The sequence below is a fragment of the Oceanobacillus sp. FSL K6-0127 genome, from assembly GCF_037983385.1.
In the GTDB taxonomy this organism is placed as follows: domain Bacteria; phylum Bacillota; class Bacilli; order Bacillales; family Amphibacillaceae; genus Oceanobacillus; species Oceanobacillus profundus.
In genome coordinates this window covers 359,959-374,133 of record NZ_CP150287.1, presented here as the reverse complement: position 1 = coordinate 374,133, position 14,175 = coordinate 359,959, and the positions used below count along the sequence as shown (strand labels likewise).

The window sequence follows — 14,175 nt, the reverse complement described above, 5'->3', positions numbered from 1 at the left end:
GTGGTTAACCCCTTAGAATTTTGGCTATATCAACATCTTGCTTTTTGCTGTTATCAATGTGCAATAGCTCTCTTTTTTCTAGTTTCATGAAGAATTTAAATAGATTTGTAGGAAACTGCTGCAACATGGTATTGAATTTCGCAACCCTTGCGTTAAAGGTTCTTCTCGATGCAGCCAGCCTTTCTTCCAGTTCATTAATACTTTTCTGTAAGTGCAGATAATTTTCATTTGCCTTTAATTCAGGATAATTTTCGACTTGAACTTGTAAACCACTTACAAGTCTTGATAGTTCATTTGACGTTTTTACTTTTTCATTCTCATTTTGGTTGTCAAATTGACTGCGGAGCTTCGTTACTTCCGTATGGACTTCTCTTTCATGTTTCGTATAAGCGGCAATCGTCTCTGCTATTCTTGTGAGGGAGTCAAAACGCTGTGCTAACGTAATATCAATATGTTTAAAGGATTCTTCTATACTGTTTTTTAAGGAAATAAAACGGTTATAGGTAAATAGTGCCCATAATAAAACAAGAACGGCAATAGCTGTGCCTATCATCCACGGTTCAATGTTCAAGAAATTTCAGCTCCTTTTTTACTATTTACAACTATTATATAGTTATCGTTTTGTACTATCCAGTTACTTTTGATTCATATCTAACACAAGATAAGTAACTCATTGCACAATATGATGATTGACAAAGGGAGAGCAGCAAATCCTGTCAAAGTTCTTGATGTGAAAGAGAAAATAGGCAAAGGTAGTAAGGGATGTGTCGCTGATTCCGATGTGTAATATATTGAGAAAGTTTGTTGTAGGTTTACTAGCCTGTACTCTACTTCTAGGTGTAAACATCAGTTTTACAAATAGTGTAGAAGCTGCGACAGGAGATCCGGATAGGCAAGAAAAAGAAGGAATGGTCACCTACGATGTATATGAAATCAATTATTATTTCACACCAAGTAAAACTAAAGAAATCGTTCAAAATTATGAAGACAGGGATAACACAGCAAACCAAGTTATGAGATATATTGCAAGTGCCCATCCAGTTGTAGGTTTTATGCTTTTGGCTGAGAGCATTTCATCTGCTAATATGATAAAAACTTTTCAAGATGCTGAAGCACAAGGTAAAGGAGTTAGAACAAAATATGAATTTGGAACGGAAACATTTCTCAATTCTGTTTATAAAATAAAAAATAAGAGTATTACAACCGGGTAAGATAATAAAGGAAGTGGATTAGATGGAATCAAAATTTAAATTTAAACTAAAACAAATTATCATACTTTTGTTTTTTGTTGCAATAGCAGTAACTTTTAGAATTACGTTAGGGTTCTCACCTCTAGTAGATAATCTTGTTATGATTTTCTTTATCTTATTAGGGTGTTGGTTCACTTACCAAAATTATAAAAAAAAAGAGACAGAGACTAAACGTCACGGAATTGAATGAAAAAATAAGTGTGCTATACAGCATACTTATTTTTTTATTTCAAAAGGTATTCATTACTGTTTAATAAAGCCTTAACATGGTCCTTTACTTCATCCGTTGCATTTTCATAATCAAAATAGTCTCCAAGGAGTACCCTGAATTATAAGCTCCTCCGATTAATCTGCAACGGTGAATACTTTGATAGGTCTATGAAGGAAAGATTGAGAATATCCCGTTTATTCCTGTCTGATTCAGGGGACACAACTTATAAATGCTGATAGAAGGATGTGAACCAAATGAAGGCCGTAACATTTCAAGGTGAAAAAGCGATGGAAACAAAAAATGTTGATGCCCCCAAGATTCAGGAAAACACGGATATGATCGTACGAATTACCGCGAGCGGCATCTGCGGATCAGATCTTCACTTATATCATGGCGGAATTGTCCCGAAAGAGGATTACGTCGTTGGTCATGAGCCGATGGGTATTGTTGAGGAAGTTGGTTCAGATGTGAAAAACCTCAAAAAAGGTGACCGTGTCGTAATTCCTTTTAATATTGGGTGTGGAGAATGCTTCTTCTGTAATAATCAGATGGAGAGTCAATGCGATAATTCCAATCCACATGGTGAGCCAGGTGGATTATTCGGATTCGCTGATGATTTCGGTAATCACCCTGGTGGTCAAGCAGAATATTTACGTGTTCCGTATGCCGATTTTACGTCCTTTAAAGTTCCGAAAAATAGTGAATTGGATGATGAGCAGGTATTATTCTTATCGGATGTCATCCCGACTGCGTATTGGAGCGTGGAGCATGGGGGCGTCAAAGAAGGGGACACGGTAATAATTTTAGGGAGTGGTCCAATCGGGCTCATGGCTCAAAAATTCGCTTGGCTGAAAGGCGCAAAGCGTGTTATTACCGTCGACCAGGTAGAGCACCGACTAGACCATGCGAAGAAAACGAATAATGTGGAAACATATAACTTTAAAGAAAACGAAAACATCGGCGAACTTTTGCATGAAGAAACAAAAGGTGGAGCAGACGTTGTGATTGATTGTGTTGGGATGGATGGTACAGTTCCGCCAAACACAGAATTCGGATCAAAAGGCGATAATCAATTCGGAACCATCAGTCCAATCATTACCGCATCGCAAGCTGTACGGAAGTTCGGAACGGTCCAAATAACCGGTGTTTATGGTACAGAGGCAAATGGCTTCCCACTAGGCGACTTTTTCACTCGAAATGTTTCATTGAAAATGGGACAAGCTCCTGTGATTAACATTATGCCAAAACTGTATGACATGATTGAGAATAAAGAGTTTGATCCAACAGATATTATTACACATCGCGTTAATTTGGATGATGCTGCAATAGCTTATGATATTTTTGATAAGAAAGAGGATGAATCCATTAAGGTGATTTTCAAACCGTAGAAAATTGGTAAAACTTCTACAAGAGCAAGTTCAAATAAGTCCACGGTGGCGATACCCCGCTCCGTGGACTTATTTTATTAAGTGTAACAAAACAATACTCTAAAAGATTAATCTGCAATCGTCCGACTTAAGGATTTTAATGTTATTTTTATTGAAACATTCACATGAACTTGCTTAAATCAGGATAACCACTAACAGCCCATGCGCCATCAGCAATCAGGCTTGCACCATTAACGTATGAGGCGTCATCGCTTACTAAGAATAATGCAGGGCCTGCCATTTCATCTGGGTCAGCAGCACGCCTCATAGGTATGCGCTCCATATACGCCTCATTGATCGCCGCAACATCCGTTAAGCCACTTGTTAATGGAGTTGACACTAGCCCTGGGAGAATTGCGTTGACTCGTATGTTATGCTGTGCTAATTCTAATGCTGCATTCTTCGTTAACATTTCAACCCCAGCCTTAGCGGATGAATATGCTGCACCATAGAACATTGGTACATGTGCATTTAAAGAGGCTACATTTACAATTGCACCTCCACCATGCTCTTTCATGTATTTAGCTTGATGTTTTAAAGATAAAAATACACCTTTTAAGCATAAATCTACAGTGAAGTTCCAGTCTTCTTCGCTTTGGTCAACAATTGCACCGGCTTTGGATGCGCCTGCCACATTAAACGCGTAATCTAACCCACCAAATGCTTCAACCGTCTTCTTCACTAATGCTTCAATATCGCCCTCTTTTGTCACATTGGTTACACAACTGATTACATTACCTTTATGGGACTCTTCTAACTCTGTTAGTTTTTCTTGATTTAAATCTGCAATTGCTACCTTAACGCCTTTTTCTACTAATCGTTGTACTATTGCTAAGCCAATACCGGATGCTCCACCTGTTACAATTGCTACTTTACTCTCTGTTTTTGTCATGGTTCTTTCCTCCTAAAAAGGTTTAAACGCTTACAATAATTGTATCACTTTGACTAGGTAAAACAAATTAGAGCCTTGACATAGGAGTAAAAAAGATCATATTTTGACAAGACTGTTCAAAATATGATCTTACTCTATTCCTATTACCGAACAACAATAGATATCATCAACATAATATATACATTCACCACGAACAAGCAGCTTATCAGAAAAGTTACCACTATCGATGCCTTTTTGTAAATCGATAATAATATTAATCCTACTAATAATAGAGCTAGGAAAAAGAAATAAACGATATCTAGGTTGATCGTCAAGCCGACGGTGCTGCTGGAATCAATGATGCCGCCATGAAATAACTGGAATAAAGGTGATATTGCATCATCCGTTAAATAATTTCCGTGAGGAGGGGATTGCTGGGTGAAAAAAGCTGTCATCGCAAAAACGACAAATAAAACAATACCCTCTAAACGAATCCATGGAATTGGATTAAACGCAGCATCTTTTGACAGGAAATATTTCACAACCAAGCCGTTTAATAAGGCATAGAAAACGAGTGGAATCAAGAATAGGTGTTTGATTAATAATCCTTGTCCATACGAAACCATCCATGAATCTGTATACCCATCGACCATGACATCCATCAGTAGGATCCCGCTAAGTCCTGTAGCAACTAAACAGCCGATAGCGACCTTGGAAAACCAGCTTAAAAATGTAAGCCAATTATCATGGTTGGTTGCAAACCAGCCGACAATAAGTACAACACCAACCCAAATGCTGATCGCAGCTAGATGGACAAAGTGGCCGGTAATTCCCTTGAATGGCTCCATAGCGCCTGCATGGCTTGACCAAGCAATGGTTAACATGAGTCCGAATGTTAATGCCAATGCGATAGAAGTAGAAATACGATTTCCCATAGACCGCATTAATACAATTACGAGTACTAATAAAATAGAACCAATAAGGGTAAAGTTCCACGCGTTTCCAACCGTATAGGTTAGTAAAACGACTTTTAATGCTTCACCCATCCCTAGCCGTGGGGCGATAAATAAGGTAGTATCAAGAACCGGAATGAAAGCAAAAATCGGTACCATGATGGCGCTGATCAAAAAGTAATACGGTGCGATTTTTATGTCCGGACGATAGGTGCTTGGAATAAGCAAAAGCAGAAAACCTCCTGCTAAAACCGCAAAGCATACATATAATAGCACCTGACTAATCATTACGAGTATGTCCATTTACTATCTCTTTCTTTTCATAAATAAGATGTAGCCAACGATTGCAAGAATAGCTAAACCAACAATGACCATAATCATGGTGGAAGATGATCCTTCGCCTTCATCTATTTGTTCAGCGGATTCTGTTGCTGAACCATCTTGGGTCGTTTCTGTTTCCGCTTGTTCTTCGGGTTCTTCATCTTCAACTGTTTCTGTTTCAGCCTGTTCTTCCTCTTCCACAGCTTCAGGAACCTCGGCATCAACGGTAAATGTGAATTCACCTTCTAGTGGGTGACCATCTGCACTAATAATACTCCAATTTACTTGATATTCATCATTTGCAAGCGGCTCAGCAACCGTACCTGTTAATGTACCTTCACCGATCTCGATATCTTGTACTTCCACAGCTTCACCTGCTGTCGTTGTTACCTCTATAAAACTGCCTTGTTCAATTCCACCATCAAATTCAAGAACAATTTCTTCCAATGGCTCTGTTACAACATCGCCATCTGCTGGATTCGATCCTTGAATATGTGAGTGAGCAAACGCGCTAGTAGAAAAGCACGTTACGAGTATGACTACTATTGCCGCGCTAAATATTCGTTTCATTAACATAATTCCTCCCTTACATGTCTCAGTAACTACTTCTAAAATAGGATGCGAGTTACCTGTGTATATTATAAATCCAATGCTAAATCTTGCATAATACCTCGAAGGAGTGATTTTAACGGAAATTTGCTATAAAAGGGTGATTAAATGATAAAATATAGACACATTTTATATTTAGAAATGCGGTGAAGATATGAAGTATAACCAAATTAAATGGCTTATTTTATTTTTGCCAACGATTACAATCGCCCTTTGGGAGTATGTTCGGCATGAATTTCTCCTTTCATACATTTCCATGGACATGGGGAACTTTCTTTCTCCTATATTAGTCTTTATTGTCACGCTTGTCTTTTTGCGGCATTTATTTTCCATTTTAGAAAAAATGCAAGAAGAGCTAAGAGCGGCAAGGGCTAAGAAAGCAGCGCTTATCGAGAGGGAGAAGCTCGCAAGGGAGCTACATGACGGCATTGCCCAATCACTATTTCTATTGTCCGTTAAAATGAATAAGTTTGGCAGAAAGAATGATCTGGAGCAGGATGCTGATTTTCAAAAAATAAAGCAAACCTTACAGCATGTCCACGAGGATACACGTCAGGCGATTACAAACCTGAAATATGTACCAAATGAGGATACGTTTAGCTGGACAGAAACGATCTACCAGTATGTAACGGAGCTGAAACAACAGCATTTTATGGATGTTCAGCTGGAATGGGGAATTCCAGAAGATGCATTGTCATCGAAAGAGAAGGTAGAGCTATTTGCCTGTGTAAAAGAAGCTGTGATGAATGTTATTAAACACGCAAAAACAAATGAGGTATGGATTGTAGCAAAGGAAATAGAAAATGGATGGATATGCCAAATTAAGGATCGGGGAATAGGGTTCACAAACGATACGATTCAAGATAGTACAGGCTATGGACTTCAGATTATTCAAGATAGAACGATAGATATGGAATGGGAATTTTCGATTAATAAAATTGAGAATGAAACGATCCTGGAAATAAAGAAGGAGGGAAACTAAATGCAACCTTTTCGAATCGTAATCGTGGATGATCACGCGCATGCAAGAGAAGCCATCCGGGAAATTTTAGAGGAGCACGAAGATCTTCTTATTGTAGGAGAAGGGAAGAATGGCGAGGAAGCGATAAAGCTTACGGAAGAATTAATGCCTGACATTATTCTGATGGACATTCAAATGCCGGTGATGGATGGGCTAGAGGCGACGAAACGTATCAAGCTTCAATTCCCTTACGTCAAGATTGTGATGATTACCGTTTCGGATGATATCACCGATTTGTTTGATGCATTAAAACAAGGAGCACAGGGCTATTTATTAAAAAATATCCAGTCGGAAGCATGGGTCGATCATTTAAGAGCCTTTGCCGTAGATGAAGTCCCAATGTCTAAAGAAATAGCCTTTCAAATTCTTAAGGAATTTCCACAAAGTAAAGCAGTTACAAAGGAGAATACGCCTTTATCTACAAGGGAGTTAGAAGTGCTGCAATTGGTCGCGAAAGGGATGTCCAATCGGGAAATTTCAGATACCCTGTTTATTTCAGAGCATACGGTGAAAAGTCATCTGAAAAACATTTTGAGTAAGCTGCATTTAGATAATCGGGTGCAGCTGACGAGTTATGCGTTTCAGAAAGGGCTGATGGATTAATGGGAGATTCCTTCTGTGGGTCTGGCAATGACTGGACTAATAAGCAGGAACGAGCACAATGTCCTTATTCTGGATTTGTGCTCGATTCTTGAACAAGACAAAGGATTTCAATAGCCATCTGATATTTTTTTAAAACCATCCATGTTGCTGAACCAATACGCTATCAGGAAAAGGAATAGATAAATAAAAAAGTCATAAATAGTTGACCATCCTTTTGGGTTATAAAAATCAATCATTTCAAAAAAGTTCATGCCTATGAAAGCTCCAAGGGCACTAAATATAGCTCCTTTTAAAAGGGGATTAGCTTTTGGCTTAATTTGCAGTGTAAACATAATGGCAACAGGAACTAAAGAAAAATGGTAGGGGAGAAATAACAATGGGCCTATAGGTGAGAATATCATTGGGTAAGACCAAAGCCCGCTTGATAAGGCAATAAGGTCAATCATTAAGGATAAAATGATGGTGATAAATCCCCCCATAAGAAGTCTGCCTGTACTTTGCCTGTTTCTAAATAAAAACCATATAAACCAAGGAATAATAAATAGTCCAATCCCAAACCACTATTGCCATGTAAACATAAAGGCGTTAATCACTGTTTCGGACATCAATCTATCCGCATCTATTAGCTGTTCATTGATCCTCTCAACTTGTTTTATTCCTTCTTTAAATGTCATTCATGAACCGCCTCCATTTATACCGAACATTATTGATTTGCTTTATGAGTATCTTTTGTAATTTATTTACGTTTTATGTGTATAAAGATTTATAACGGTTTCTATACTTACGCTGATTGTAATTTCAAACGATCCTCTTATACTTTCCATATCAACAAATAAAGGGTGAAAACGTGATATTTGAAGAATTTTTACCGTGGAGAGAAGATTACTCGCGAAGGTTGGCCAGACACAGAGTTATATGTGAAATTAGTTGGCGAAAGTGGGGTAGAAATGGAGAAATAAAGATCTATCCGTAAATTAAAAACCCACGTATCAATCCATACATGGGTTTTGTGCTACTATAAAAACATTATCATAGACAATATAAACATAAATATTACACCGGATAGGATTGGAACGGAGGTTCTCTTAATAATGTTAATTGGATCGACTTTCAGGGTTGCTGCAATAATTAATACTACAGCAGCGACTGGAGAAACCGATCGAAACAAGTTTCCGGCTAGTCCCATAGGAATACTAACTGCGATTGGATTAATTCCAGCGGCTTCGGCTAAAGGAACCATCAGTGGTATCATTGCAAAGAATAAAGCAATGCCACTTCCACTTAGTATTACAATTAATGCGGTAAATCCGACCAGAACCAATGGTAATACATAATCAAAGCCCTGTCCTTGGATGTTTTCCATTGATGCTTGCAGTGTGTCAATCAGCCCAATAGACTGCAAACCTGCAACAAATACTGAAGCAGCTACTAAGAGAACCACAACTGAAATCATACTGCCCATACCTGTAAAGAATTTTTCCGTATTGGATAACACATCTTTACTATTTTTATTGCGAATAAGCTCACAAATGATTGCTAAGATAAATGAGATTAATACTGCAATTTCAACACTAATTGAAACAGATATCTGGGTTGTGAGGTCTAATATAAATGATACCAATAAAATAATAATTGGAAAAACTGGCAAGATAGCATAGACGGTTTTAAATAATATACTGCCTTCTATTTCCTTGAAATCTTCTAATTTAACCTCTTTAGCAGATTCTATAATCTCAGCTTTTTTATCCATTCTCTTTTGCCAGAAGTAGTGAACGATCGCCATGAATAATATGGTTGGCAATGAAACAATGGCATGGTAGCTAAAAACATATTGTGTAACCGTTAAATCACTAAATGCTGCATATTTCGCTAACTCCTCTGCAATAGCCACATTATCACTTCCAAGTGGAGTAGGAATGATTGTTGCAGAAGTAGCTATAACTGCTGCTATACTAAGAGTAGACATGCCTGCATTTTTCATTACCGGATAAAGTGTTGCTAATAATAATATAGCTAGAGTTGAAGCACTTGGTATAACCAAGGATAAAACGTTACCTAATAAAAATATAATAGGAACTAGCAGATAGACAGATTTTATTTTGCTAACTGGTTTTGTTAACATTTGAACGGTTAAATCGTTAGCTCCGATTGATGACATATAGGCTGTATATCCACCTAGTATTAAAATAATTAGCCCTGCTGAGGACAATGTTGACTTGAATTGCTGCACAACAACTTGCAAAGGGTCTAAGAGTGCAGATCCGGTCGGGGTAAAGTCACTAAATACAATCTCGTTACCCATTACGATACTAATTAATAGTAAAATGATACCCATAAGAAATAAGGGGATTTTAATGTCCATTTTCTTAATAAGCATATAAACAATTACTGCAACCGCTAACAAAGCTGAGCTATACATGATAAGGTTGTCCAACATCGATGATTCCTCCCTGAAAAATGGATAAATGCTTACTTACATTTTCTTAAATTTTCCATTAACCACTTTTTAAACGCAGGTGCATTAATATCTACACAAACTTTTACATTGCTTTCTTGCTTCATATAACCTTTTAAATCTACTATTGTAGCTCCTTTTGTCAATCCGCCGTTCAATTCAACGTCTACGTAGGTATCTACAGTTGTAAATAAATCTGGTTTTAATAGATAGGCTACTGCACAACTATCATACATTTTTAGTCCGCTATTAAAGCTACCGCCTCTATATTTTTTGAATAAATGATAAATCATATTACCAGTATCATTCATTCCTTTCAGTACTTCACTATCTTCTGGATAAACCAAGGCTTTCATACCGACATCGAGTCCAGCCATCACGATTGGTAAGCCGCTTGAAAATACGATTTTCGCTGCTTCGGGATCAGCATAGATGTTAAACTCTGCCATAACAGAAGCGTTTCCGCGACCTGTCGAACCACCCATTAAGATAATTTCAGCTATGTTTTCTTTAACTTCAGGATAAAGTTTAAAAAGCAGAGCAATATTTGTTAAAGGGCCGATAGGAAGGAGCGTGATTTTCTCCTTACTACTCATAATTTCTTTATACATAGCATTTACGGCGTGCTCGTCCAATAATAAACTTTCATCAGGTTCTTCAAAGTTGTAGCCATCCATCCCTGTTTCACCGTGAATATCGCTTGCATCAACTGGATCTACGATTAATGGCGTGGAGGCACCTTTGGCAACAGGGATTTCTTTATCAAAAAACTTTAGAAGTCGTAACATATTATAGGTTACTTTTTCAAGACTCACATTTCCATTAACAGTTGTAATTAAGCGGACATCCAGTTCCTCGCTAAATAATGCTATTGCTAATGCCACCGCATCATCAATTCCTGGATCTGTATCAATAATTATAGGTTTTTTATTCATATTCGTTCCTCCTCGTTTTTGCTTTTTCAATAAAGGTTATAATTTCCTTCCTATCGGGAATACCACCTTGGGCACCAAATCGTTCTACAGATAAAGCTGCTGCTGCATTAGCAAACAGAATTGATTGATCTAAATCTCCTGTTCTAGCTAACTCTGTTGCCAGAGCACCGTTAAAAGTATCTCCAGCCCCAGTTGTGTCTTTGACATTTACCTTAAATCCAGGTATAGTTTTCGGTTCTCCTGACTTTGATATGAATTCAACTCCATGCTCTCCTTTGGTTATAATCATTTTTTCTTTAATTGATTCTGTTAATGGCATTTCAGATAGTGATACAGATTCAACTTCATTTGGTGTTAGATACGTTACTTTTTCTAATATGTCTTCTGGTATAAATTGAAACGGTGCAGGATTGAGAATAACAGGTATTTTATGTTTATAAGCAAATTCAACAGTATATTGCACAGTTTCCATTGGTATTTCAAGTTGTAATAGAATAATGTCACTAGCTATAATTACGTCTTGAGCTTCATCAAGTATTTTGGGATTCACTTTTGAATTAGCACCTGGAGAAACAATAATTCGGTTGTCATTTTCCGAGACTATTATTGCTGCAACTCCCGTAGAAATGTCTGGTACAATACTAATCCCTTTTTGGCTAATACCTTCTGATTTGAAATGTTCTAGAAGGGCTTTCCCAAAGGTATCGTTTCCAACTGCACCAATCATCGATACATCTGCCCCTAGTCTAGCGGATGTTACTGCCTGATTCGCCCCTTTTCCACCGGGAAAAGTTTCAAATCTCTCTCCTAATACAGTTTCACCTTTCTTAGGTATTTTTTTAGTTGTAGTCACTAAATCCATATTAATGCTTCCTATAACGCAAACGCGGGGATGACTGTTCATCATCTTAGCTCCTTTTCATGTTGATTCTCTAGTAGTTAATTTAACCTTGTGCTCTTCTGATTTAATAACTGTATTAGGATGTTCAATCTTTTGAATAAGTATCTCAGCTGCTCTTTTCCCAATACTATAAATCGGTTGTGCCATAGTAGTTAGAGAAGGAGATGTGATGTTTCCCAGCTCTATCCCGTCAAATCCAATAACGGATAACTCATTTGGTATCTTAATCTTTAACGATTCAGCAGCCTTTAACACACCAACACCCATTAAATCATTTGCTACAAAAATTCCGTCTATTTCAGGATTCATCTTTAACAAATTCTTTGTTGCTTCAAAAGCTTCATTCACAGCATAATTTCCTACACATATGAAGTCACTATGGAACCATTCTTCATCCCTAACTTCGTCTAAATAACCTTTAAATCGTTCTCTGGCATTACTTATATTCTCAGGGCCAGAAACGTGAGCGATTCGTTTGCAGCCTTGATTTTTTAAATATTGAACTGCCTGTCTGGCTCCTTCATAGTTATTTACAGTAACAGAAATTAAATCGGGATTGATCTTTCGGTCAAGTGCTATCATTGGGACTTTCATATCTTTAACTTGATTTGGTGTCATCGTACTTGAAACTAGAATGATGCCATCAATAGATTTTTGCAAAAGAGCATTAAGGTAAGCTATTTCTTTATCATTCTGATTATCTGTATTACATAAAATAAATGTGTAGCCATGCTTATTGGAAATGTCTTCCACCGCTCGAGCTAATTCAGGGAAGAAGGGGTTCATAATGTCAGGAACAAACAAAGCAATCATCTTTGATTTACCTTTGAAAAGACTGCGGGCAACATCATTTGGACGATAGTTCAATTGCTCAATCGCCTGTCGAACTCTTTGCATGGTGCTTTCATTAACATAACCATTTTTATTTATCACTCGAGATACTGTTGCTACTGAAACATTTGCTAATTTAGCAACATCTCTAATAGTTGCCATAAGCATACTCCTTTTTAAGTAATATATGTAACGGGTTACATGCCGGATAAAAATAAAAAACGGAATGTGTAACCCGTTACATAAATAATAAAGCGATTTCATTATAAAGTCAATAGGAAATAAAAGATAATTTCATCATTTAATTGCTATAACAATGATTTTCTATATTAGATGTAATCAAAATGCGAGATTAAACAGTATAAAAAAGGTTTTGCAACCAAAACTAAAAAGAAAAGGAAGGGGAACCTCAGATTGGAATGGCATTTATTATGTTATGGAAGGCCATAATCATTATCGTTGGCGGAACATTTTTATTACGAATTGCAGGTAGAAAATCAATCTCCCAAATGACGCTCACACAAACTGTAATCATGATTGGAATTGGTTCATTACTTATACAGCCAATAGCAGGTGAAGATATATGGAGTACGTTACTCGTTGGGCTAATCCTTGTTTTGACATTGGTTGTAATGGAGTTTCTTCAAATCAAAGGGGATGTATTCGAAAAAATTATTACAGGTAAATCGAAAGTATTAATTAATAATGGTATCTTACAAGAACAGAATTTAAAAAAGTTAAGGATGACAGTTGATCAGCTAGAAATGGAATTGCGCCAACAAGGTGTTCAACGATTGGATGATGTTCAATGGGCGACATTAGAACCGAATGGGCAGGTTGGATTAGTCTTGAAAGAAGATGTCCAGCCAGTGACAAAGAAGGAATTTAAGCAATTAACAGGCTTGATTGAGGACCTACAAAATCAGCTGCATCAACAAATACAGTACAATGAACAACCAAGACAATTAAATAGGGAACAACTATCACCCGAACAGCAAGAAACTATTTTTGCTGAATTACAAAAGAAGTCACATAAAAATACCCTACCTGAACATTTACGATAGTTGATGTCTTTCAAAGCAACCACTATAATAAGGCTATCTAATGTTGAAGGGACTGAATTATGCGCAGATGGCAATATTTTTTCATCCAACTGATTTAAAATTATTGGAGGTAAAAGTATTGAAAAAAGAACTATTCACGAAGAGGTTGCATTTACGTAAAATAAAAGTGTCCGATTCAGCAGCCTTATTTAACATCTGGACTGACGCAGATGTTACAAAATTCATGAACATTTCTCGTTTTACAAATGAAACACAGGCAAAAGAAATGATTGAATTACTCGATGAATTATCTCAGACAAACCAAGCGATCCGCTACATTATGATCGATTTAAAAACCTATGAAATTATTGGAACGTGTGGTTTTAATTCTATTGATTTCGAGAACGCCCGAGCAGAAATAGGGTATGATATTGCTAAAATCCATTGGGGGTTGGGCTATGCACCGGAAGGAATTCGGGCATTAATAAACCTTGCTTTTGGAAATTTACAGCTCAATAGAATAGAAGCAAAGGTAGAACCAGCAAATATAAATTCCATACACGTACTGCAAAAATTGAACTTCACATTTGAGGGGACATTAAGACAATACGAAAAATCAAAAGGAAACTTTGTTGATATCAATATATATTCACTGTTAAAAACAGATTTATCTTACGAATAATTATGGAAAAGTGGATTTGACATCTTCAAATCCACTTTTTTGCGCTTATTAATAAGCGGGTA

The 14,175-nt window shown here is 37.0% G+C and carries 15 protein-coding genes; 6 read left to right on the top strand and 9 right to left on the bottom strand.

Features of this window, described 5'->3' with window-relative positions:
- Positions 1-4 precede the first annotated feature (4 nt).
- The gene (locus MHH64_RS01780; protein ID WP_339315821.1) at positions 5-571 is read right to left on the bottom strand and encodes a LemA family protein; all 567 of its coding nucleotides are present in this window, start codon (positions 569-571) and stop codon (positions 5-7) included.
- Positions 572-791: 220 nt separating this feature from the next.
- Here MHH64_RS01780 and MHH64_RS01775 point away from each other — a divergent pair, with 220 nt between their 5' ends.
- The gene (locus tag MHH64_RS01775; protein WP_340002566.1) at positions 792-1,211 is read left to right on the top strand and encodes a hypothetical protein; all 420 of its coding nucleotides are present in this window, start codon (positions 792-794) and stop codon (positions 1,209-1,211) included.
- A 504-nt stretch (positions 1,212-1,715) separates the two neighbouring features.
- Positions 1,716-2,849, top strand: a complete 1,134-nt coding sequence (locus tag MHH64_RS01770) for a zinc-dependent alcohol dehydrogenase (protein ID WP_340002565.1) — start codon at positions 1,716-1,718, stop codon at positions 2,847-2,849.
- 160 nt (positions 2,850-3,009) lie between these two features.
- Here MHH64_RS01770 and MHH64_RS01765 read toward each other — a convergent pair whose 3' ends face one another.
- The 3 genes from MHH64_RS01765 to MHH64_RS01755 all read right to left on the bottom strand — a co-directional run bounded on the left by MHH64_RS01765 (position 3,010) and on the right by MHH64_RS01755 (position 5,603).
- A complete protein-coding gene (locus MHH64_RS01765; RefSeq protein WP_340002564.1) occupies positions 3,010-3,780 on the bottom strand; it encodes an SDR family NAD(P)-dependent oxidoreductase in 771 nt (256 codons plus the stop codon).
- A gap of 143 nt (positions 3,781-3,923) precedes the next feature.
- Entirely contained in the window at positions 3,924-5,015 is a 1,092-nt protein-coding gene (locus MHH64_RS01760) for a CopD family protein (RefSeq protein ID WP_340002563.1), read from the bottom strand.
- A gap of 3 nt (positions 5,016-5,018) precedes the next feature.
- Positions 5,019-5,603, bottom strand: coding sequence for a copper resistance protein CopC (locus MHH64_RS01755; RefSeq protein ID WP_340002562.1), 585 nt, complete (start codon positions 5,601-5,603; stop codon positions 5,019-5,021).
- 193 nt (positions 5,604-5,796) lie between these two features.
- Here MHH64_RS01755 and MHH64_RS01750 point away from each other — a divergent pair, with 193 nt between their 5' ends.
- Complete coding sequence (locus MHH64_RS01750) at positions 5,797-6,624, top strand: histidine kinase (protein ID WP_095310264.1); 828 nt, start codon at positions 5,797-5,799, stop codon at positions 6,622-6,624.
- On the top strand, positions 6,625-7,266 hold the full coding sequence (locus MHH64_RS01745) for a response regulator transcription factor (RefSeq protein ID WP_251659893.1): 642 nt from the start codon (positions 6,625-6,627) through the stop codon (positions 7,264-7,266).
- A 107-nt stretch (positions 7,267-7,373) separates the two neighbouring features.
- Here MHH64_RS01745 and MHH64_RS01740 read toward each other — a convergent pair whose 3' ends face one another.
- The 5 genes from MHH64_RS01740 to MHH64_RS01720 all read right to left on the bottom strand — a co-directional run bounded on the left by MHH64_RS01740 (position 7,374) and on the right by MHH64_RS01720 (position 12,550).
- Positions 7,374-7,790, bottom strand: a complete 417-nt coding sequence (locus MHH64_RS01740) for a CBO0543 family protein (protein ID WP_340003249.1) — start codon at positions 7,788-7,790, stop codon at positions 7,374-7,376.
- A 491-nt stretch (positions 7,791-8,281) separates the two neighbouring features.
- On the bottom strand, positions 8,282-9,703 hold the full coding sequence (gene dcuC / locus MHH64_RS01735; RefSeq protein WP_340002561.1) for a C4-dicarboxylate transporter DcuC: 1,422 nt from the start codon (positions 9,701-9,703) through the stop codon (positions 8,282-8,284).
- Between the two features lie 32 nt (positions 9,704-9,735).
- Positions 9,736-10,656 (bottom strand): ribonucleoside hydrolase RihC, encoded by a 921-nt coding sequence (gene rihC, locus MHH64_RS01730; RefSeq protein ID WP_095310270.1) that lies wholly within the window; start codon positions 10,654-10,656, stop codon positions 9,736-9,738.
- Entirely contained in the window at positions 10,649-11,560 is a 912-nt protein-coding gene (gene rbsK, locus MHH64_RS01725; RefSeq protein WP_340002559.1) for a ribokinase, read from the bottom strand. Before rbsK ends, rihC begins: the two co-directional genes overlap by 8 nt.
- A gap of 15 nt (positions 11,561-11,575) precedes the next feature.
- Positions 11,576-12,550: a LacI family DNA-binding transcriptional regulator gene (locus tag MHH64_RS01720; RefSeq protein ID WP_340002558.1), complete on the bottom strand. Its 975-nt coding sequence runs from the start codon at positions 12,548-12,550 to the stop codon at positions 11,576-11,578.
- A 257-nt stretch (positions 12,551-12,807) separates the two neighbouring features.
- Here MHH64_RS01720 and MHH64_RS01715 point away from each other — a divergent pair, with 257 nt between their 5' ends.
- Positions 12,808-13,452, top strand: a complete 645-nt coding sequence (locus MHH64_RS01715) for a DUF421 domain-containing protein (protein WP_118888277.1) — start codon at positions 12,808-12,810, stop codon at positions 13,450-13,452.
- 118 nt (positions 13,453-13,570) lie between these two features.
- Positions 13,571-14,113 (top strand): GNAT family protein, encoded by a 543-nt coding sequence (locus tag MHH64_RS01710; protein WP_095310331.1) that lies wholly within the window; start codon positions 13,571-13,573, stop codon positions 14,111-14,113.
- The last annotated feature ends 62 nt before the right edge of the window (positions 14,114-14,175 follow it).

Excerpts from the sequence above, each read along its gene's own strand:
- MHH64_RS01770 (WP_340002565.1), top strand. The coding sequence starts at position 1,716 with ATGAAGGCCGTAACATTTCAAGGTGAAAAAGCGATGGAAACAAAAAAT.
- MHH64_RS01765 (WP_340002564.1), bottom strand. The coding sequence starts at position 3,780 with ATGACAAAAACAGAGAGTAAAGTAGCAATTGTAACAGGTGGAGCATCC.
- MHH64_RS01760 (WP_340002563.1), bottom strand. The coding sequence starts at position 5,015 with ATGGACATACTCGTAATGATTAGTCAGGTGCTATTATATGTATGCTTT.
- MHH64_RS01755 (WP_340002562.1), bottom strand. The coding sequence starts at position 5,603 with ATGAAACGAATATTTAGCGCGGCAATAGTAGTCATACTCGTAACGTGC.
- MHH64_RS01750 (WP_095310264.1), top strand. The coding sequence starts at position 5,797 with ATGAAGTATAACCAAATTAAATGGCTTATTTTATTTTTGCCAACGATT.
- MHH64_RS01745 (WP_251659893.1), top strand. The coding sequence starts at position 6,625 with ATGCAACCTTTTCGAATCGTAATCGTGGATGATCACGCGCATGCAAGA.
- dcuC (WP_340002561.1), bottom strand. The coding sequence starts at position 9,703 with ATGTTGGACAACCTTATCATGTATAGCTCAGCTTTGTTAGCGGTTGCA.
- rihC (WP_095310270.1), bottom strand. The coding sequence starts at position 10,656 with ATGAATAAAAAACCTATAATTATTGATACAGATCCAGGAATTGATGAT.
- rbsK (WP_340002559.1), bottom strand. The coding sequence starts at position 11,560 with ATGAACAGTCATCCCCGCGTTTGCGTTATAGGAAGCATTAATATGGAT.
- MHH64_RS01720 (WP_340002558.1), bottom strand. The coding sequence starts at position 12,550 with ATGGCAACTATTAGAGATGTTGCTAAATTAGCAAATGTTTCAGTAGCA.
- MHH64_RS01715 (WP_118888277.1), top strand. The coding sequence starts at position 12,808 with ATGGCATTTATTATGTTATGGAAGGCCATAATCATTATCGTTGGCGGA.